Here is a 20,861-nt window from a genome sequence, read left to right on the forward strand (position 1 = left end):
TGCAATATTATCGTAACGAAGTGCAAGCGGGACTGTGCTATAATCGCCAAGTACTATTGAAAACGCATCCAATTCGCAGGGAAGGGAGTCGATGAAATGGTCTGATTCGCAATCGTCGGCCGATAGGAACGAGGGCAATTCATGAGCGTTCGGGAGGCGATTTTAGCGGAAGTTTCCTTATGTCAGCGACGATCTCGGGCCGCCTGAACCTATTGTGGAATCGGCCGGGACAACCCGGTCCTTTCCCGCATGGTTCGAACCGCAACAAAAATGCGTGATGGGAGAGTGGTCATTCATGAACCGTTATGGGCGCTATTGGATGAACAACATGATACGCATTCTCGTAATCGTTTTGACATGGGGCTGTTTGTTGCCGTTTCCTTTTGTTTCCGCGGGCGTCTCGCATGCGGAAGCGGCGAATTTGGCGCCGAACGGAGGTTTCGAAATGGTTTCTCCCGCGTCGGGAGGGGGATGGACCGGTTTGGCGGCGGACGGCTGGTCGACTACCACGTTTTCCGGATCAGCCAAGATGAGCGTGGACCGGAGCGTATATCACGAAGGAACGGCTTCGCTCTCCTTCCAAGCGGAAGTTCCGACCCGCGCGGCGGTCGGCCGCGCCGTCCCGATCAGAGGAGGCGGCTACTACGACATCGGGGCGTGGGTGAAGACGGCGAACCTCGTTTCGGGCGAATTGGGGGCGACGTTCCGTCTCCAATTTTACGATGCAAGCAACGTGAATTTGAACCGCCACATCACGTTCGGCTCCATCAAAGGGACGCAGGATTGGACGCATGTCCGCAAAGTGTTTCAGGCTCCGGCGGGCGCTACTCGGGTCCTGATCGAGCTGTTTATATGGAATGCGACCGGTACCGCCTGGTTCGACGACGTGCGGCTTTCCGAAATCGGCAGCTACGTTCCCGTAACGGGCGTCGCAGCGGATTGCCGAACGAGCGGGCTTACGGTCGGGCAGCAAGTGTACATGCCGACGACGGTTCAGCCCGCCCATGCGACCGTACCGGATTTGACCTGGTCGTCTTCCAACCCGAATGTGGCAACAGTTGCGGGCGGAACGGTAACGGGGGTCGGCATCGGTACGGCAACCGTGACCGCCCAGTCGGCGGACGGCCCGAAAGCGTCCTGCACCGTGACGGTGAGCGCCGTTCCGGGGACGAACCTGATCGCGAACGGCGGCTTCGAGTCGTACACGCCGGGAACGGGCAGCGGTTGGACCGATCGGCGCGCGGACGGTTGGGGCACCGGTACGTTCACCGGCAGCGCAGTGGTCACGGTCGATACGAACATTCGCCGCGAAGGCTCGGCATCCTTGAAAATACGCGCCGATGCGCCGTTCACCCGCGCCTCCGTCAGCCGCGCCCTGTCGGTCGGGGAAAATCGCTACTATGACGTCAGCGCTTGGGTGAAGACGGAACAAATGACGGCGGATGCGACCTTTCGGCTGCAATTTCTCGACGCGGCGAACGTCAATTTGAACCAGCACATCCGTTTCGGATCGGTTAAAGGCACGCAGGATTGGACGCTGGTGAAGCAAAGAATTCAAGTGCCGGCGAGGTCCGTCCGCATGCTGTTCGAAAACTTCGTCTGGGAGACGACGGGGACGGCCTGGTTTGACGATGTCCGGGTCGTCGAAGTCGTCCCGGTGAAGGAAGTGATTCTGGACCGCAGAACCGGGGCGTTGAACGTCGGCGATCGGATCAACCTGCAGGCGACCGTTTTGCCGGATAACGCGACGAACAAGGAGCTGATCTGGCATTCCTCCGATCCGACTGTGGCGACGGTCACGTACGGAACCGTCACGGGGGTCGGCTTGGGCACGGCCCGCATTACCGCGCAGTCGGCGGACGGAAGTCCGAAGGCGACCTTCGTCGCCGCTGTCGGCGACGGAGGTTCCGACTTGCCCGACAGCCACTATACGGCGCAAACTCCCGGAGATACGCCGGTAAGCGGGACGATGGCCGAGCGCGACGGCAGCGGCAACCGATTAACGTACGAAGTTCTCGATGCGCCGGCAAACGGGGCGCTGCAGCTGGACGGCTCGGGTGCGTGGACGTATGTTCCGAACGACTACTACTCCGGAATCGACCGGTTCGCGGCCATCGTGACCAACGGACGAGGGGGCATCGCCTCCGCGACAGTTACGATCGAAGTGCTGCATGTCAACCATCCGCCGGTTGCGCAGGACATGCAGAAGCAGACGGTGAAAAATCAGTCTCTTTCCGCCAAAATGACGGCGTCCGATCCGGACGGCGACGCGTTGCGGTATGTGCTGCTGTCGCAGCCCGCGCACGGTTCGGTGACGATGGACGCGTACGGTTCGTGGACCTACGTGCCGGCAGCGAACTACATCGGGGCGGATTCGTTCCGGGTTGCGGTACGGGACGGAAACGGAGGGGAAGCGCTTGCCGGCGTGAACCTGTATGTCGTGCCGACCCGCGGCGATCTGATCGCCCGATTGAAGGAGCAGTCGCTCGGGCAGCATCCGCGGCTGATGATGAAGGCTGACGATGTGACCCGCATGCGGCAGCTTATTGCGACCGATGCCAACATGGCGAAATGGTACGGCAACGTGACGGCGAGCGCCGACAAACTATTGACGGAGCCGGTGTCGAGGTATGAGATTCCGGACGGCTTGCGGCTGTTGGCCACGTCCCGTCAAGTGCTCGGGCGCGTCCAGACGCTCGCGATGCAATATCAATTGAGCGGGGACGCGAAATATGCGGAGCGGGCCTGGCAGGAGCTTGAGGCCGCGGCGAATTTTCCGGACTGGAACCCGCGCCATTTTCTCGATACCGCCGAAATGACCAATGCTTTCGCCATCGGCTATGACTGGCTCTATTCCTATTGGACGCCCGAGCGGAAAGCCGTCATCCGCACGGCGATCGTGGAAAAGGGGCTGAAGCAGGCGCTCGGCGAATATCGCAACCCGACCTGGTGGTCGATCGCCAAGCATAACTGGAACTCGGTTGTGAACGGCGGAATCGGACTGGGCGCCTTGGCGATCGGCGACGAAAGCCCGGAGCTGGAAAACCTCGCGGGCGAAATTTTGGAGAGCGCCTTGAAGTCGCTGCCCACCATGCTGGCGGAATACGCTCCGGACGGCGGATGGCCGGAAGGTCCCGGCTATTGGGAGTACGGAACGCTGTACGCGGTATATTTGTTCGACTCGCTATTCTCCGCGCTCGGCACGGACTACGGCCTGTCCGACATGACGGGCATTTCCGAGACGTTCGGCCATTTGATGCATTTTAACGGACCGAAGGGCACTTTCAATTTCGCCGACGCGGGGTCCGGCAATATTCGTTCGAATCTCGCCCTATGGTTTGCAAAGCGCTTCAACAATCCGGAATACATCTGGTATCACCGGACGTACAACGTGAACAGCGGAGGGGTGTTCGACCTGCTGCGGTACCGCCCGGATTTATATGCGAATCCGGTGAAGCCCGCCTCCCTCGACGCCTATTACCGGCATGTGGAAGAAGTGAACATGCGCAGCGACTGGACGGATCCGAACGCGAGCTATATCGGGTTCAAAGCGGGAGACAACGCCGCGAACCACAGCCATCTCGATCTCGGGTCTTTCGTTTACGACGCGCTCGGCGTGCGTTGGGCGAACGACCTCGGCTCCGACAATTACACGTACCAGCTCGGCAGCGCGTACCGCTGGGATTATTACAGGCTGCGCGCCGAAGGGCACAATACGCTCGTCATCAATCCGGGAACGGGGCCGGATCAGCCTCCGAATGCGAAGACGGCGATGGAGCGATTCGAAACGAACGAGCAGGGGGCGCTCGCGATCGCCGATCTGACGGCGGCTTACCGCAAAGACGCGTTGTCCGTCAAACGCGGGATGATGATGTACAATATGCGGAAGGAAGTGCTTCTGCAGGATGAAATTCGCGCAAGGCAGCCATCCGACATTTGGTGGTTCATGCATATTTCGGCGCAGGCGCAGGTCGACATCGCGCAGGACGGCAAATCGGCGCTTCTGAAGCAAGGCGACAAACGGTTATGGGTGCAGCTCGTCTCGGCAGCCGATGCGCGGTTTGCCGTCATGGATGCGGCGCCGCTGCCGACTTCGCCGAATCCGACCCAGACCGCCAACGGCGGCTACAAGAAGCTGGCGCTCCACTTGAACGATGCGGTCAACGAGACGATCGCCGTCTGGATGGTGCCGCTTATGCCCGGCGAATCGCTTCCCGATTCCCCGCCGGCGCCGAGGCCTTTGCAGGAGTGGTCGCTGAACGCCTACCGGGCCCCGGTTCTTGACGGAATTCGGGTGAACGGGCTTTCCCTGAACGAGTTCGACCCGATGCGCTTCCATTATGAGGTGGAACTGCCGGCCGGAACGGATCGCATTCCGCATGTGGAAGCCTTCTCGAACGATCCCGATGTCCGGATGCACGTCGTTCAGGCGGATCTCGTCACCGGTACGGCGAAAGTGGAAGCGGCACTCGACGGGGGGGCGAAGCTCAACTACTACATCCGTTTCTATTTGCCGCCGATTTTCGGTAAACCGTCCGGCTTGGTGACCTATGCCCCAATCGGCGTCGCCGCGAGCGATGCCCAGGATCCGAACGTTCCGGCCAACACGCTGGACGACGATTGGAATACGCGCTGGTCTGCCGAAGGGGAGCAGTGGATCCGGTATGATCTCGGCGAAGCGAAACGGGTGAATGGCGTTTCCATCGCGTTCTATCAGGGCGATCTGCGATACTCGTATTTCGATATCCAGCTTTCGGCGGACGGCGCAGCCTGGACGACCGTGTTCAGCGGGCGAAGCTCCGGAAAGTCGTCCGGTCACGAAACGTTCGTATTCCCCGAAAGCATGGCCAAATACGTCCGCATCCAAGGGCACGGCAACTCGCAAAGCGGCTGGAACAGTTACCTGGAAACGGGCATCTACGGCCCGAAGCCGGTCACCGGAGTGAGCTTGAGCGAGAGCAGCCTGAAGCTGCATACGATCGTTAGGCCGCAGGCGGTGCTGACGGCGGCCGTCGCCCCGGACGATGCGACGAATCGGCGGCTGGAATGGATCAGCGGCAATCCGGGAGTGGCGACCGTTGACGAGAACGGGCGGGTGACCGCAGTCGGCAAAGGACATACCGTCATTACCGTGCGTACGTTGGACGGCGGCTATGCTGCGGAATGCGAAGTGAAAGTCAACGGACCTTCGAGAGGTTCGGAAAATGACCGCGATCTTGACGACGATGAGGACCGGGCGCTTTCATTTTGACGGCTCATCCTTGACACGGTGCTTGACTGCTCCGCCTCTTTTCCATTACAATAAAAGCAATCGAATCAAAGGGGAGTAGCTACTACAGCAAAGTCGTCATTACGGGACCGCACGTCCCCGGCTTTGTTGGCAACGGCTGACGTTGTTAGCAAGACCTTTGCCGCACAGGTAAAGGTCTTTCCGTTTGTGTGCAAACGGCCTTTACCGCCCGGGTAAGGGTCGTTTTTGTGTTTGGAAACGGGGATCGCTACGCATCCTAACCGAAACGGCGCTTATCCGACAATGAGAAGGAGGGGACTGGGATGGAGTGGTTTACCGGGGAAATGCTGTCGGCGCTGCTGATGATCATCGTCATCGACCTCGTGCTGGCCGGCGACAACGCCATCGTCATCGGCATGGCGGCGCGCAATTTGCCGAAAGAGCAGCAGAAGAAAGCCGTCATATGGGGGACGGTGGGAGCCGTCGTCATAAGGGCGGTAGCGACGCTCGCGGTCGTATGGCTGCTGGAGATTCCGGGGCTGCTGCTCGTCGGCGGGCTGTTCCTCGTATGGATTGCGCTCAAGCTGCTGACCGAGGAAAAAAGTCATGACAACGTCAAGGCGGGCTCGACGCTCGGGGCGGCGATCCGGACGATCGTCATCGCCGACGCCGTCATGGGCATCGACAACATTTTGGCCGTGGCCGGGGCTGCGCACGGCAGCTTCGCGCTCGTCGTCGTCGGGCTCGCGATCAGCGTGCCGGTGATGGTATGGGGGAGCACGCTCGTGCTGAAGCTGATCGAGAAATTCCCCGTCACGATGTATATCGGAGCGGCCGTCCTCGCCTTGACGGCAGGCAAAATGATCGTCGACGAGAAGTTCGTCAAAGCATGGGTCGGGGAAGGCGTGCTGAAATGGACGATCGTCGCCGTTGTCGTCATCGCGGTGCTTCTTGTCGGCTTGATGATCAAGAAGGCGAAAGCGAACAAAGCCGAAACGGCAAACGAAGGCGAGCGCGAGCCGTTCAAGGCGTCGTAAGCGCGGCTTCGCGGCAAGGGGCTGTCCGGAAAGCGAATCATTCGCCGATCCGGGCGGCTCTTTTTGTTTGGAAGGGGAGGTTGACGATAGGGCGGGACGTTTGGGTTCGCAAATAAGCGGTTGCAGCGCCTTGATTTGAAACTAACGAGTGTTAGCGTATTTTGTTTTCAAGAGGTGGGACGCTTTAACGACGATACCGTGCCAGCCTTGCCCAATGAAACTAACAAACGTTCGTTTTCCTTCATGAGGCGATGCGGACGCAAACGATCAAGCAGCAAAAAAGCCGGGCGGCGATCGCCCGGCTTTCGGTCGGTATCTGGGACAGCGGCGGCAACCGGCTCTACCGGATCGCCAGGCTGCCTTTTTCTTGAAGCGTCGTCAAGTCGTTCGCTTTGATCAGCCCATTGGACAACGTATACAGCGTATCTCCGACGTACAAAATCCGCTCCACATGGCGGTCGCTGTCGTACGGGCGGCTGCCGGACTTCAGCAGATCCTCCTTGGTCAGGTGGGTGATCGGGGCTTTCAGCTGGAAGCCGTTCGTCAAGTCGAGCCGGTACACGTACGCTCCCTGGAACTTGAACTGGCCGTATGCGGTCGCGTTGCCCGCGCCGGCGGCCGTTTTGTTCGGAATTTCCATGACGGTGACCGGAAACGCGAGCAGGTTGCGTTCCTTGGAGAAGAGCAGCGCCTTATGATTGCGCAGCAGCTCGGACTCGGTGCCGCGGTCGCCGATGATTTCCTTGAACATCTCGACCGGCTTCGTCACGTCGGATACGTCGAACAGCGACAGCTTCATGCCTTGATAGTAAGCGACGGTCCGGTTCGGGTCGTACGGGTCGCCCTTGAGCGGCACTTCCGTCGTTTCCTTGCCGAAGCCGATCAGATGGGTTTCGTCGTACGGGTGCAAATAGTCGCTGTAGCCCGGTATTTTCAGCGCGCCGAGCACGGCCGGCGAAGCCGGATTCGACAGGTCGATCGCGAACAGCGGGTCGGTGTTTTTAAAGGTGACCATGTAAGCGCGGCTGCCCATAAACCGGACCGAATAAATCCGTTCCCCGGGGGCGATTCCTTCCAGCTTGCCCAGCGGCTTCAACGCCTCGTCCAGCGTATATACGTTGTTTTTGGACGTATTCTCGTCCGTTCGCCACATGTCGCCCTTCGTCGTGGCGATGCGGAAAATGCCGTTATGCTCATCCATCGAAAATTGGTTGAGCGCCGTTCCCGGCACTTCGCCCTGGGCGACGAATTTCGTCTTCCCCTGCTCGAGCCGGAACTTGTAGACGACCGTAGTCGTCTCGTAGCTCGGCGGCGCGATTTTGCGCTTCATCGCGTCGGAGCCGGGCTCGGCCGGGGCCGCGCTTTCGGCGGGCCGGACGTCCAAAGGCTTGGATTTGCCGACCGCGGCGTACAAATGTTCGCCGGAGGCATATACGTTCTGCCCGGACCCGAGATAGGCGGATACGTCCATCGGCTGATCGGCGCGGTCCAAGTTGAGGCCGCCGACGAGCATGTAGTTTCGTTCCGGCGATTCCGGAAAATAGCGGATGACGTCGTAGCCGAGCGGAATCGTTTCGCCCGAAACCGCCGAATCTTTGTAAAACGGGGCGTTTTTGTTCGCTTCGTCGGCCGCTGTGCCTCCGTCCTTTTGCGCCGTATAGGCGTACCCGGCATACTTGTTCGTAATCAGATACAGAGCGGAGCCGATTTTCCGCGACGTCACGTAGCTTCCGTCCAGCTCGACTTCGCGAAGCTGCTTCGGGGCCGTTTTGTCGGCGATGTCGTAGACGATCGCTTTGACGGCGGACGTCGACGGGCCGATGACGATTTTTTTCGGCGACGTTGCCGAAGCTCCGGTAGACGCCTCCGGCATCGGCATCGGCATGGGCTCGACTTGCGCATACCGGCCGGTCGTGCCGATCACGACCAAGCGGCGATCGTCGACGTAAAGCTCGTTCGGCCGGAACGAGGAGCCGTCGAAACGGATGACGCTCGCGATCTTCATTTGGTCGGCCGGCGCCGCCTGGGCGATGACGATCCGCTCCTTGTTCACCTGGTACAAATAGTCGCCGTCCGTCTTGACGACATCGGCTTCGTCGACGCCCTCCACCTGCGTAATCGTCCGGGAGTAATCGGCGGCCGCTTCCGCCTTCTCCTTGGTCGCGACGGGTGCGCTCGGACTTTCGGCGGCGGGGGCCGAAGAGGCCGACTGGGCCGACTTGGCGTTGGTCGTGACCTGCACCGAGCTTGCCGCCGAGCCCGCATCTACGACAAACCCGCCCTGCGCCTGCCCGGCTTTCTCCAGCAGCGTCTTCAAGTTGTCGAAGCTGCCGACGACGGGCAGCGTCGGCAAACGGTCGATCGCGACGACGCGGGCGGAGCCGTCCCACGTCACGACCGTGTCGAACGATTCGCCGATAAATCGCAGCGGCACCATGACGTAGTCGCCGACGAGGCGGGGAGCGGCCTCCAGAAGCATCGGCTGGCCGTTTTTAACGGCGTCGGGCGAATCGACGACGAGACGAATCTCGGACGAGCCTTTGCGCAAGACGGCCGTGCGGGAGTCTCCGTCCCAGCTTACTTCCGCCCCGAGCGCCTCCGCGATGCCGCGCAGGGGAACCAAGGTAACGCCGTCCACGAGCAAGGGGCTCCTTTCGACGGGAAAGGGCTGGCCGAACAGCGCAATCCGGATGTCCTCGCCCTGCTCCGGCTCCTGCGCCGCCGCGGCCGCCCGCAGCGGCATGTCGGGGGACCGGCCCGAAGACAGGCCGGCAACCGCCGCGACCGACGTCAGCAGCAGAGCGGCGGCGAAAACGACTTTTTTGTTCAACGCGCATACCTCCCAACTTGTTCGTTGTTCCGTTATACGCATTAAACGAACGCCGCTGGTAAATTGTTGCAGCGCCGCCGCGAATGCGCGCAAAAAAAACCGCACGGGCCGCCGCCGTGCGGTTGCTTACGATTCGCGGAAGACCGGATCAAACCCGGACGATCCGGCTTCGCGCCGCGTCCCATCGCCAAGGGACGGAATGTCCCTGCAAATGAACGCCGCCGAACCATTCGTCGATGCCGCCTGCGCCGATCCAATCCGCTCGTCCGTTCAGGACGTCTGCCGCGAATGCCGTCAGCGCGACCCGGCATTGCCGGAATGACGGTGCCGGATCTTGGAAGGAGGGGAATGCCGTCAACCCCTCGATGCGCAGCAGCGGATGCGGACCTTGCGCCATTTTCGCCAAACAATGCCAGTAGGAGAGGTCCCCCATGCCGAGCCCGTGCAGCCGGTCGCCGACCTGCTTGAACAGGGCGTGGGGAGAGTCCGTCCCGCCCCGCACCGCTTCGAGCGTAGCTTGCTCCACGATGCCGAGACCGTCCCGGACGGACGGGAAGCGGGATAAATGAAGCAGATACGCATCCCGCGCGAACGGCAGCGCGCTAGTGTCGCCGTCGAGCAGCCGCATGAGCGCCTCCGGGTCCGGGGAGCAGTACGCCTCCCAAAATGCGGCGCCGAGCTCCAGCTCCTTCGGCCCGACCGCCTGCCACGTGCCGCGCAGCGTTTCCAGCTCGCCGACGGACAGCTGACCGAGGCCGCGGAACAGCGGATAGCCCGGGAACGCTCCGATGCACAGCAGGCTCAGCTTCGTCCGGCCGAGCTTCTGCCGCGAGAAGAAGCGGAGCAGGAAGCAAAGCATCGTCTGGTCGAACAGGTCGTGCTCGAACCAAAGCACGATTTCGTCGTACTTGCGGAAATCGGCCAGCTGCTTTTCCTGCGTTTCGCTGATCCGGACGAACGCCTCGCTCGGAATGCCCATCGTTTGTTCCAAGTAGCGCGCGCGGGCGGTACGGTTCGCCGGCTCGGACGGCTCGGCGAATACCAGACCGTCGGGATAGATTTCCCTCCAGACGAGAATGTCGCCCTGTACGACGCCCTGCCGCAGCTTATCCCCTACGGAGTCGCCGTTTACGATATGCAGCACGTTCGTTCCTCCTTCGTACAGATGATGGAACACGGAAACGAAATCGGCTACCGGAAGCGCGCCCTTCAGCTTGCCGCGGGCGTCGAACAGCCTTTTTTTCAAAGCCGGGACCGGGGTATCGAGACAGGCGGAAATGTCCGCAAGCGAATAGCCGTGGAAATAAAACAGCTGAACGGCGACCCGCATTTTCGCGGGAAGCGCGTCGACCGATTCGTACAGCTGGCGGCGCATCTCCTTTTCGACGACCAGCTCGGCCACGCCGGACCGTCCGTCCGGAGCTTGCGCGATGTCGTCGAGCGGCACCGTCGGGTGCCGTTTCCCGCGGACGAGACGGGCGCATTGGCGCACGACGATCGTTTTGAGCCAGCCGGGAAACGCGTCCGGCTCCTTCAGCTTGCGCAGATGGAGATACGCTTCCGTAAACGCCTCCTGTACGGCGTCCTCGGCCATATGGACGTCCCGCAGCTTCGCGTACGCCACCGCATAAGCCATGGCGGCGTACCGCTTCACCACGCGTTCGAACGCCTGCCGATCCCCGCGCTGCGCCGCTTCGATCCAGTGCGGTACGTTCCTTCGCCTCCTTTCGCCTTGTTCGAATACAAGTGCCGTCTCGGCGGAAAAAGGTTACGTCTGCCGGACCGGTTCGCCCTTCTAACGACGATCGGTATAATGTACGATCATATCACGCCCGTCCGGGGAAAGGAACTTCGGGGCGTTATCATTTCGATTTTTCGGCTTCGATCGTCTGATTCATCGTCTCTTCGGCTTCGCGAAGCGCCGTGTTGACATCCTGCTTGCCGGTCGTGACGTTGACGAGCGCGCTGAAAATTTTGCCGGCGGCCGTGCTCGTATACGTGCTGACGTACGACGGGGCGGCGAACGTTTCCGGCAGCATCGCCTTCGTATTTTTTCCCTTGTACATGTCCGACTGTTGGCCGAACGATTTGCGGACGGCGTCGTTTTTCAGCAGGCTGAGGAACACGCCTTTTTTCGACTTGTCGAGATGGAACGCTTCGCCGGACAAATACGCCAGCACGTCGAACGCTTCTTCCGGCGTTTTGCTCGTCGCCGTGACGAAGAAGTAGAACGGATACGCTTGCGGACCGGTTCCGGGCGCTTCCTTCAGCACGGGAAAGGAGGCGAGGTCCCAGTTCATCCCTTGAAGCTCCGCGGCCGTATGCATCGTGCTGACCGGCATCCACATGGCCGCCCGTTTTTCCTTCGTGAACAGGTCGCGCTGCTTGCCGACCTGCATGTCCGCGTTCGTCCAGTCGTAGCCCGGAATCGTATAGAAGCGGGACACGTTCGCGACGAATTTGTTCCACGCATCGTTGTTCAGCGTCGCTTTGCCGGATTGCGGATCGATCAGGTTCAGCGACAATTGGTTGCGCATCGCCAGATGGGAAGGGGACATGACGGTGCCGTAATACTGCACCCCGCCGTCCTGACGCGTCAGCTTGCGGGAAAGCTCGTACGTATCGTCCCACGTCATGCCGTCCTTCGGATAAGCGACCCCGAACTTGTCGAAAAGGTCTTTGTTGTAATAAATCGTCGCAGGCAGCGTGTACATCGGGATGCCGTACAGCTTGCCGCCCCCGATCTGCTTCAAAATATCGACGCTCGTCGCTTCGAACCGGGTCAGATCGAAGCCGCTTTTTTGGATGAGCGGCGTAAGGTCGCGCTCCATTTTCGATTTCAGCAAAAAGTTGTAAATTTGCCCGACCGACATGAACATAATGTCGACCTGCGTTCCGGTCGTGACGAGCTCGGTCACCTGGTCGGCTTTGCCGTTATATTTGATGAATTTCGGCGTAATGTGCGGGAACTTCGCCTTGATCGGCTCCCCGAATTCCTTCATGAACCGTTCTTCGTCCCAGTCCGCGCTCGGCTGGTAAAAGACGAGATCGATCGGCTTCGCCGCAGGCGCGGGCTTCGCTTCGTTGTTGCCTCCCGCCCGGCCGTCCGCTTCGGGAGCGGACGGATTGCCGCAGGCGCTTGCCAGCAGGACGGATGCGATCGCTCCCGCGAGCAGGAGCTTCTTTCTGTTTCGTTTCATTTGCCGGTATCCCCCTATATTTATCGTAGTTGTGTTTGGATCGTCTGGCTTTTGCACTACGCCTCGATCGGGCCGAACGCTTTCCACGTCCCCGGGGAGCCCGCCTCTGTGCAAATCCAGCCTCTGTGCCCGGACGGAGCGGGAGCGGTATTGTACACGATGTCCCCCGGATTCCACGAACCGGCCGCCGGTGCGGACGCGCCGTACGATTCCTTTTGCCAAAATGTCGATGCATTCGTCTTTGTGGCGATGCAGCCGCTGTCCGCGATTGTCGCCTTGGAGCCGATGCCTCCGGCGACGGCCGGCAGCCGGATCGCTTCGAGCGGGACGGTCCCTTCGAACTGCAGCTTTTGCGCGGAATTGTAAACGCCCACGTAATCGGTAACGTTCGTCGTATCGGCGCCGGCTTTCAACACGAACTCGTTGCGGAAACATTTGAAGGTGCCGCCGCCGTTCGCCCGGTCCCGGACGAAGATGAAATCGGTGACGGTCGGCGCCGAGTCCGTCAGCTCGATCGTATTGTCGGCCACGAGGCAGTCGCTTTCGAGCGAGGTCGCCAAATAAATCGGCACTTTGTTGCTGAACTGCGCCGTGCCGCTGATCGTCGTGCCGCAATCGATCAATTCGTTGTTCGTTATCGCGAGTCCCCGCACCCTGCCCAGATCGAAGAAGATGCCCGATGTCGGACAGTTGACGATTTTATTGTTTTTGATCGAGAAACGGTCGGCCAAATTCGTTTGGTTGCCGTTCTCGTAGCTGCCGATCGCGCCGAACGACTTCAAAGGAAACTTGTTGACGTAGGCGGTGCCGGTCTCCCTTTCGTACCGGATGATGTTGTTCGTGACGGCCAAATTTTCGTAAGGAATCGCCGTAGCGCCGCCGTAGATGGAAATGCCTCTGCATGCGCCGACCGGCGTGCCGAAATTGTACTGATACGGGTTGACATTGACGATATTTCCTTCGACGATCATGTTTTTGAAGCCGACCGAGGCGTTCGCGGGCGCCAGCGACTGCGACCAAATCAGGATGCCTTCCCTCGACACGTCGATCGAATTGTTCGCGCACAATTGGTTGACGGTCGTCCCGGACTGCGCGATGCCGGTCAAGTTCATGCCGATTTGGAAATTCGTTATCGTGTTGTTCGCGATGACGCAATTGGAAGCGTGCGTTTCGATCGCCGTTCTCGGGGCGAACGCCCAGCTTGTGCCTTCGAACGAGCAGCCGGTTACCGTCATCGAGTCGCAGGTGGCGTTGATGAACGATTGGTCGAAATCGTTCCCGTTGCCGTTGCCGCCCGAAATCCAGGAGCAGTTTTCGATTTTGACCGATTTGCCGGTATGGATGCCTTTCGGAAAATAAAAGCTGACGACGCCGTCGGCGTTCAGGATCGTGCAGCCCGTAATCCGAATATGGCCGTAGCCGTTCGCCGACGAATAGTTGCTGATCGTGCTGCGCAGCTGAGCCTCGTAATCGGTAAGGGAGGGGAGCACGTTGTTTTGGCGGTTGTGGTCGAATACAAGAGACTCGGCATGAAACCGGGCGAGCTCGAACGACGGATTGGACAACCCGACGATGCCTTTGTAATTGCCCGCCCCGTCCGCGACTTTAATGATCGAAGAGCTGCCTTGACCGAATATGGAAAAGGAAGCTTTGTTGCCGATCGTAACGATGTAGCCGTTGCCGGCGGCGGGGGAGACGATGTAAGTCCCCGCGGGGAAGAAGACGGCTCCGTTCGCTCCGGTCGCCGCGAACGCTTGCTGGATCGCCGCCGTATCGTTCGTCACACCGTCGCCTTTCGCGCCGAAATCTTTGACGCTGACCCATTCGCCCAATTTATCGGTGAGCGATCGGGCCGGCAGGCTCGCTCCGGGCTGGTACGATACACCGTCGGAGGAGACGGGGCCGGCCGCTTCCGTCTTCGGCAGCTTCCATAGCCCTCCGGCGACCGCCGCGACGCCGGCGAGTCCGGCAGCTGCGAGCAGCTTTCTTCGGTCAAGCATGACGCGCACCGGCGATTTTGGCTCGCGCACCTCCTTTGCCCGTTCGTTTGCTTGTCGATTGACTCCGCTGCCGGCTTGCTTGTTCGATTCCATGACGACGCCTCCTTTTTTCGACCGCTTTTCCGAAAAGCTTAAAGCGTTTTCATCCAAAAAAAAATATAGCACGGGAGCCGATACGCGTCTTGCTTCCAGCGTGTCGACATCGCCGTGCCGTTTATCCGAAATTGTTTTTTTCGCAAGCGTGAAGGAAAGCTGACTTATAACACGAATGCGCATCATCGAAAGGCTTCGATCGATCGGGAGCTTTTCTTGGCGGCCGTTCAACCGGTCAGACGAGCTTGCGGTACTGCTCGGGCGTCATCCCGACGAGCCGCTTGAAATTGCGGGAGAAATGGGTGAGCTGCTTGAAGCCCACTTCGAAGCTCACTTCCGTCACGGTCCGTTTTTTGTTGAACCGAAAAAGCAGCTTCGCCTGGCTGATTCTTCGCTTGTTCACGTATTCGAAGACGGTCATCCCGGTCAGTTCCTTGAAAATTTTCATCATGTAAAATTTGCTCAGGTGGACGTTGTCCGCGACCCGCTCCAACGTAAGCTCTTCCATGTAATGGTTCTCGATGTACGCGAGAACGTTGCGGACGTTGGATTCTTTGTTCAGCGGAGCCGTCGGCTCGTTCAGCGCCGTTTCGCCGCATTCCCAGATGAACAGCAGCAGCTCGCAAAACGCGTTGCGCAGCCGGTCGAAGCCGAGCGGGCCGGGCTGCCTCGCGAACCGGTCCAGCTTGTGCAAAATGTGCTCGACCTCCGCCCGGCGCTCGCCCGTAAGCCGCCAGCGGCGGTTGCGGATCGCGCGGAACGGCAGCAGCAGGTCGACGGAGCCGGGCGTCTCGAGAAGCGGCAGCGTGCTCGCTTCGTCGAACCGGATCATCGTCCGCACGCACGATTGCATGCCGATCGGCCCGTGCTGGCTCATGCCGTTCATAATGACGAGATCGCCGGGGGCGAGATCGATGAACGTTTCGCCGATCAAATACGTGCAGCCTCCGCCGTGGACGTAATAGATTTCGTATTCGGGATGGCTGTGGAATTTCGAGGGCATGATGTAATCGGTGCGATAGGCAAAAATATCGAGCAACGAACGGTGGGCTTCCATCGGGTGCGCTCCTCTCCGCGGGCTTGATGCAGGCGATGGACGGGGAAAAAGTAACCGCTTGCATCTTTATTGTAAGCCTAATCGATTTCGCTTTCTACAAGTACTTCGCCGTCCAGCGACGGAAAACGATCGCGAGTACGATCGTTCCCGGCACGATCGGCACCGCGCCTAGCAGGATCGGGAAGTAGACGACCCGCACCCCGCACCCCGTAACCCCCCGGACCCCCCGGACCCCCCGGACCCCCCGGACCCCCCGGACCCCCCGGAATCCGCGCGACCTCCGCGACCCGCAACCTGAACCCGCAACCCGCAACCCGAACGCACCCACCCGCAAAACGGACTAAGAACAGGAAAACATCCCGTTAATTTGCCCGCTTGGAGCTGCCGAACCGAATGAACTGGAAATTCTCCATTTAAAACTCCATAGTACCCGTGTTTTCTAGAAAAATTATCAATTTAACGGTAGGTTTTCCCGATAAAATAACGGTTCGCATGCAAATGGTTCGGTTTAGCGGGAGATTTTCCAGGTAACCCCGCGGGTGAATCGTATTGCGAAAATCAAAACGAACATGCGTTCGATTAACACAGGGCCATTATTGTTATGGAAAACGCAAAAAAGCGTACCTGTTCAGGTACGCCCGAATTCGCCCTCGACATATCGGGGTTGACCAGCGCCAGTGCCGGCTGCCGCGCCCGCAGCCAAACGCCGCGCGGCAAAAGCGCTTCATTCGCCGATGCGCCGGCCGGACGACCGGCACTCTACCGGCTTCATTAAACCTCGACCCATTCGCGCCGCAGCGCGAACAACTCTTTCAGCTCATCCGTCGACAGCTCGGTGATCCACTGCTCGCCGCCGCCGATAATTTGCCGGCTCAGCGACGCTTTGCGCTCGAGCATCTCGTCGATTTTCTCCTCGAGCGTGCCGAGCGCGATAAATTTGTGCACCTGCACGCGCTTCGTCTGGCCGATGCGGAACGCGCGGTCGGTCGCCTGATTCTCGACGGCCGGGTTCCACCAGCGGTCGTAATGGAACACGTGGCTCGCCGCCGTCAAATTAAGGCCGATTCCGCCCGCCTTGAGCGAAAGCAGGAAGACGCCGCAGTCGTCCTCCTCCTGGAAGCGGGCGATCATCCGGTCGCGCTGCGCCTTCGGCGTGCCGCCGTGGAGAAACATCGCTTCCTCGCCGAGCTTTTTGGCGACGGCCCGCTGCAGCAGGCGGCCCATCTCGACGAATTGGGTGAAGACGAGGCAACGGTCGCCCTCCTGGCGCAGCTCGCCGATCATGTCGAGCAGCCGCTCGAGCTTTTGCGACCGGCCGCTTCGGTCGGCCGGCGCCAAAGCCGCTTCCTTCGCGTAGACGGCCGGATGGTCGCATATTTGCTTCAGCTTGGTCAGCGAGGCGAGAATGAGGCCGCGCCGCTCCATCGGCGGCAGCCGGTCGAGCCGGTCGAACAGGTCGGCGATGACGTTCTCGTATAGCGTCGCCTGCTCGACCGTAAGCGAGACGTACGTTTTCGCTTCCATCTTCTCCGGCAGGTCGAGCTCGATCGCCGGATCGTTCTTCACCCGGCGCAGCAGAAACGGCTGCACGAGCCGGTGCACCTGCCCGATCAGCTCCTTGTCCTGCGTCCTCTCGATCCGGCTGGCGTACCGCTCGCTGAACGAGCGCAAGTTGCCGAGATAGCCGGGGTTGATGAAGTCGAAAATCGACCACAGCTCGGCAAGCCGGTTTTCGATCGGCGTGCCGGTCATGGCGATCCGGTGATCCGCCTCCAGCCTGCGGATCGACGTCGCCTGCTTCGTATACGCGTTTTTGATGTTTTGCGCTTCGTCGAGACAGATCGAGCTCCAGCGCACCTGCTTCAGCTCGGCCTCGTCCAGATGCGCCAGCGCGTACGACGTCAGCACGAGGTCGCGCCCCCTCAAGCTTTCGGCGAACGCGTCGCCTTTGACGCGGCCGGGGCCGTAATGGAGCAGCACGTTCAAGTTCGGCGCGAACCGCTCCAGCTCTTTTTGCCAGTTGCCGAGCACGGACGTCGGGCATATGAGCAGCGATGGCGTTTCGACCCGTTCGCGCTCCTTGACCGCGAGCAAATACGTGATCCATTGGATCGTTTTGCCGAGACCCATATCGTCGGCCAGGCAGCCGCCGAGGCCGAACCGGCGCAGAAACAGCATCCACGACGCCCCAAGCACCTGGTAATGGCGCAGCGAACCGCGGAAGCCGGTCGGCGGCTCCAGCATCGGCACCGTTTGGGCGCGCTTCAGCTGCCGGATAAAGCCGCGCAAATGCTCGTTCAATTCGATCTCGACGCGCATCGACTCCGTACGGTCGCCCGTTCCGTTGTCCGCCGCGTCTTCGTCGTCTCCGTCGGGAGAACCGAGCAGATGCATCTCCAGCACGTCGCGGAACGAAAGCCCCTTTTTCTTGCGCACTTGCTTGATCCACTGCTGCACCTGCTGCAGCACGTCCGGATCGAGCAGCACCCAGCGGCCGCGAATGCGCACGAGCTGCCTATTGTTCTCCACCAGACTGCGGAATTCGCTCTCGGCCAGCTCGGCGTCGCCGATGGCCATTCGCCAGTCGAACTGGACGATACCGCCGAGCCCGAACAGCGATTCGCCGCCTTGGCCGAAGCCCGGCCGGATTTTCGCCTTCAGGCGCGGCTTCGTTCGCCGCAGTTGCTCCCACCAAGCCGGCAGCAGCACCGTTTGGCCGAATTCGGCGAGCGCGATGCTTTTGTCGGTCAAAAAGTCCCACGCTTCCGCATAATCGATATCGGTCCGAATCGCCGGCTCCTCATCCGTTTCCGCGGCGCGAAGCCAAGGGACGACGGCGATCCACTTCGCGATCGTTTGCCGGACGCGGGGCAAATAAGCCAACCATTCCGCCGGACAATCCGCGCCCGGGGAGCCCGTTTTGTCGCATTCGGCGATCCGGTTCGGGTCGCGGCGATCCTGCAGCACGACGGCAAGCGACCACGTATCGCCCCGGTCCGCCTCCGGCTCGGACAACCGGAGCGCCGTCCGAAACGGCGTATCGTCCGGCGCCCAGCCGATCGCGACGAGCCAGTCGTCCTCGTCGGTCCACAGCGGGTCCTCCCAAAGCGACGGCGCGACGGCGGGCCGATCCTCGGACGCCTCGGCGCCATCGCCGGCGACTCTCTCGGGAGGACGCATCAAAGCCGCGCGGTGCCGGCGCTCCCCGCCCCGGCGCACGATTTCTTTGTCCGGGTGCAAACGCTCCATGACGCTCTGGACCCAGTCGTCCCAGAACGGCGGAAGCTCCGTGCCGGAAACGGCATCGCGATCCGCGATGTGGGCCCCGTCCTCCGCCCCCGCCCCCGCCTCCGCCTTGGCCGACTTCAGCTTCCAGCCCCAGCTTCCGGCTCTCCACTTGGCGAAGTCGGGGACGAGCGTATCGCTTCGCAGCGCCTCGGCGATGACGCGGGCCGTCTCGAGCATCGGCCGGGCCTCCTCGCTCCAAGCAAGCGGCGCATAGCCGTTCCACGGCGGGGAGACGAAAAAATCGACCGCTTCGGAGGCGGGCAGCAGCGCGCCTTCCTTGCCGCCCAGCTCCGCGCCGTCGATGAACGTACCGTAAAAGGAAGGCTCGTGCCAGGCGAACAGCAGCCCTTTCAACGTGCCCGCGTCGAGCGGCATGCCGCCCTGGGTGCCGTGCAGCCAGAACGATTCGGACGGCATCCATGCGCAATGAACCGTAATCGGCGCTTTCGTCGTTTTCATCGAAGCAACTTTCCTTTCATCAGTTCCTCCCGGAAGGCGCGCAGCCGCGCGTACTGCGCCGACAGCTTGCGCAGAAACAGCTCGTACCGGTCCTGCAGCCCGGCCGCGGCGTACAGGGCGGCCAGCTTTTTCATAAGCCGGATCGCTTCCTTGTAAGCGGTACGGTTTTTTTGCTGAATGCACCGTTCGATCGTTTGATGGTACAGCGGGAACACGACGGTCGGATCGTGCGTTTCCGCCGCTTTCAGGTCGGCCGGGTACAGCTCGAACACGGCGATGCGTTCCGCCAGATGGTAGTCGGTCCAGTCCCGGAACCGCCTCGTTTTGACGAGAAATTCGGTGTACACGTAATAGCTGGCCGGCAGCATCGAGACGAGCGCCTCGGCCCACTGCTCCTCCACGCCGAGCTCCTTCGCCGCGTCGCCCGCATACCCGCACAGCGTCTGGAACAAATCGCGGTCGGCTTTCCGGCATTGCGGCAGCAGCCACTGCAGCCATTGCCACAGCCGCTCCCACTGGCCGGTTTCGCGGAATTCGCTCGCGTAATACAAGCCGTCGGAAGGATGGAAGGAGGCGATTCGTCCGAGCCGGCGGCGGGCTTCGCCGTCATGTCCCGCGATGACGTCGAAATGCGCCCGGGCTTTGCCGCAGTCGGCGAGCTCGGCTTCGGTCCATAGCGCCGCCCTCGCCAACATGCCGTCGAGCCTGGCGATCTCCCGCTCTCTCCACGCCTCCCGCTGCAGCAGCCGGGACCAGAGCGGACGGTAGACGTCCATCCAGCGGACGATCGGCACGGCCGGCTTTCCCGCAAGCGCCTCGGACAGGAAATCGGCCAGATGGAGCAAATGATCCGGCCAACGGCTCGCCGCTTCGTCCGCGTCCGTTTCGCGCACCGTTTCCGCAAGCCGGCGCTCCAGCGCTTCGGCCGTCCCCTGCACGTTCGGATGGCGCTGGGCCATCGCCGGTCCTCCGGCGCCGTAATCGCGCTCCAGCTTGCGCATGGCGTACAGCAAGCCATACAGCGTGAGCAGCCTTTTCGCTCCCGGCACCCACCACGTCGAAGGGCGAATCGCCGTTTGCAGCGCCGCGCCGTAATATTCTTCGATATCGTACTTCCATATGTTATGCCGGTCCGAGAAGGCGGCGAACTCGCGCTCCACGTGCGCCATCCATTCGCCCGGCGAAGCGGTTTCCTTCAAGGCGACGGAGGCGGGCTGCGAAGACGGCAGCAGGGCGGTTTGCCGGTACAGCTTGGAGCCGCTTTTGCCGATCTGCGGCTCCTCCTCTTTCAGCTTCCACTCTTTGACGAACGCGTCCGGTCTGCCGTATACTGCGTAGGCATAGAAAAACACGGCCGCCATATGCTTGCAGTAGCCTTCGAACGGACAGCTGCATTCGCTCAGCCCGAAAAAGTCGAGATCCAGTTTGACGCTGTACGCTTCCTCGCCCTGCACCTTGGAGACGATGGACCGGTCCGCGGAGACTTCGGTATTGTACACGCAGCCTTTTTGCTGGAGCTCGAGCCCTTGAAGGGCGACGGACAGATCGAAGTGGCGCCGTATTTCTTCGCCGAGCCGTTCCAGCTCTTCGCGGGATATTTGCGTTTTCAGCATCGGGACATCAACTCCGTTATGGCGCAGCCGGCAAGCTTCGCGGGGCGGTCGCCC

General features: G+C 60.9%; 9 protein-coding genes. 2 read left to right on the forward strand and 7 right to left on the reverse strand.

Annotated features, from left to right (window positions below):
- Positions 1–295: 295 nt before the first annotated feature.
- Together PV407_RS19120 and PV407_RS19125 are read left to right on the forward strand one after the other, a co-directional pair.
- Positions 296–5,251, forward strand: coding sequence for an Ig-like domain-containing protein (locus PV407_RS19120; RefSeq protein WP_332091568.1), 4,956 nt, complete (start codon positions 296–298; stop codon positions 5,249–5,251).
- A gap of 302 nt (positions 5,252–5,553) precedes the next feature.
- Positions 5,554–6,267 (forward strand): TerC family protein, encoded by a 714-nt coding sequence (locus PV407_RS19125; protein ID WP_332091570.1) that lies wholly within the window; start codon positions 5,554–5,556, stop codon positions 6,265–6,267.
- 340 nt (positions 6,268–6,607) lie between these two features.
- Here PV407_RS19125 and PV407_RS19130 read toward each other — a convergent pair whose 3' ends face one another.
- The 7 genes from PV407_RS19130 to PV407_RS19160 form a co-directional block, all read right to left on the reverse strand.
- Positions 6,608–9,097: a beta-propeller domain-containing protein gene (locus tag PV407_RS19130; protein WP_332091571.1), complete on the reverse strand. Its 2,490-nt coding sequence runs from the start codon at positions 9,095–9,097 to the stop codon at positions 6,608–6,610.
- A 148-nt stretch (positions 9,098–9,245) separates the two neighbouring features.
- Complete coding sequence (locus PV407_RS19135) at positions 9,246–10,754, reverse strand: sigma-70 family RNA polymerase sigma factor (RefSeq protein ID WP_332091572.1); 1,509 nt, start codon at positions 10,752–10,754, stop codon at positions 9,246–9,248.
- Positions 10,755–10,959: 205 nt separating this feature from the next.
- On the reverse strand, positions 10,960–12,297 hold the full coding sequence (locus PV407_RS19140) for an ABC transporter substrate-binding protein (protein ID WP_332091573.1): 1,338 nt from the start codon (positions 12,295–12,297) through the stop codon (positions 10,960–10,962).
- A 56-nt stretch (positions 12,298–12,353) separates the two neighbouring features.
- A complete protein-coding gene (locus tag PV407_RS19145) occupies positions 12,354–14,390 on the reverse strand; it encodes a glycosyl hydrolase family 28-related protein (RefSeq protein WP_332091575.1) in 2,037 nt (678 codons plus the stop codon).
- A gap of 235 nt (positions 14,391–14,625) precedes the next feature.
- Positions 14,626–15,447, reverse strand: a complete 822-nt coding sequence (locus PV407_RS19150) for a helix-turn-helix transcriptional regulator (RefSeq protein ID WP_332091576.1) — start codon at positions 15,445–15,447, stop codon at positions 14,626–14,628.
- A gap of 771 nt (positions 15,448–16,218) precedes the next feature.
- Positions 16,219–19,194 carry a DEAD/DEAH box helicase gene (locus PV407_RS19155; protein WP_332091577.1) on the reverse strand — a complete coding sequence of 992 codons (2,976 nt, stop codon included), beginning with the start codon at positions 19,192–19,194 and terminating at the stop codon, positions 16,219–16,221.
- The gene (locus PV407_RS19160; RefSeq protein ID WP_332091578.1) at positions 19,191–20,807 is read right to left on the reverse strand and encodes an SWIM zinc finger family protein; all 1,617 of its coding nucleotides are present in this window, start codon (positions 20,805–20,807) and stop codon (positions 19,191–19,193) included. The genes PV407_RS19155 and PV407_RS19160 overlap by 4 nt, the downstream gene beginning before the upstream one ends.
- Positions 20,808–20,861 lie beyond the last annotated feature (54 nt).

This window comes from Paenibacillus sp. GYB003 (assembly GCF_036577625.1).
Lineage (GTDB): Bacteria > Bacillota > Bacilli > Paenibacillales > NBRC-103111 > Paenibacillus_AB.

What these genes read in the sequence shown, in the direction of transcription:
- PV407_RS19120 (WP_332091568.1), top strand. Translation starts at nt 296, where the DNA reads ATGAACCGTTATGGGCGCTATTGGATGAACAACATGATACGCATTCTC.
- PV407_RS19125 (WP_332091570.1), top strand. Translation starts at nt 5,554, where the DNA reads ATGGAGTGGTTTACCGGGGAAATGCTGTCGGCGCTGCTGATGATCATC.
- PV407_RS19150 (WP_332091576.1), bottom strand. Translation starts at nt 15,447, where the DNA reads ATGGAAGCCCACCGTTCGTTGCTCGATATTTTTGCCTATCGCACCGAT.
- PV407_RS19155 (WP_332091577.1), bottom strand. Translation starts at nt 19,194, where the DNA reads ATGAAAACGACGAAAGCGCCGATTACGGTTCATTGCGCATGGATGCCG.
- PV407_RS19140 (WP_332091573.1), bottom strand. Translation starts at nt 12,297, where the DNA reads ATGAAACGAAACAGAAAGAAGCTCCTGCTCGCGGGAGCGATCGCATCC.
- PV407_RS19145 (WP_332091575.1), bottom strand. Translation starts at nt 14,390, where the DNA reads ATGGAATCGAACAAGCAAGCCGGCAGCGGAGTCAATCGACAAGCAAAC.
- PV407_RS19160 (WP_332091578.1), bottom strand. Translation starts at nt 20,807, where the DNA reads ATGCTGAAAACGCAAATATCCCGCGAAGAGCTGGAACGGCTCGGCGAA.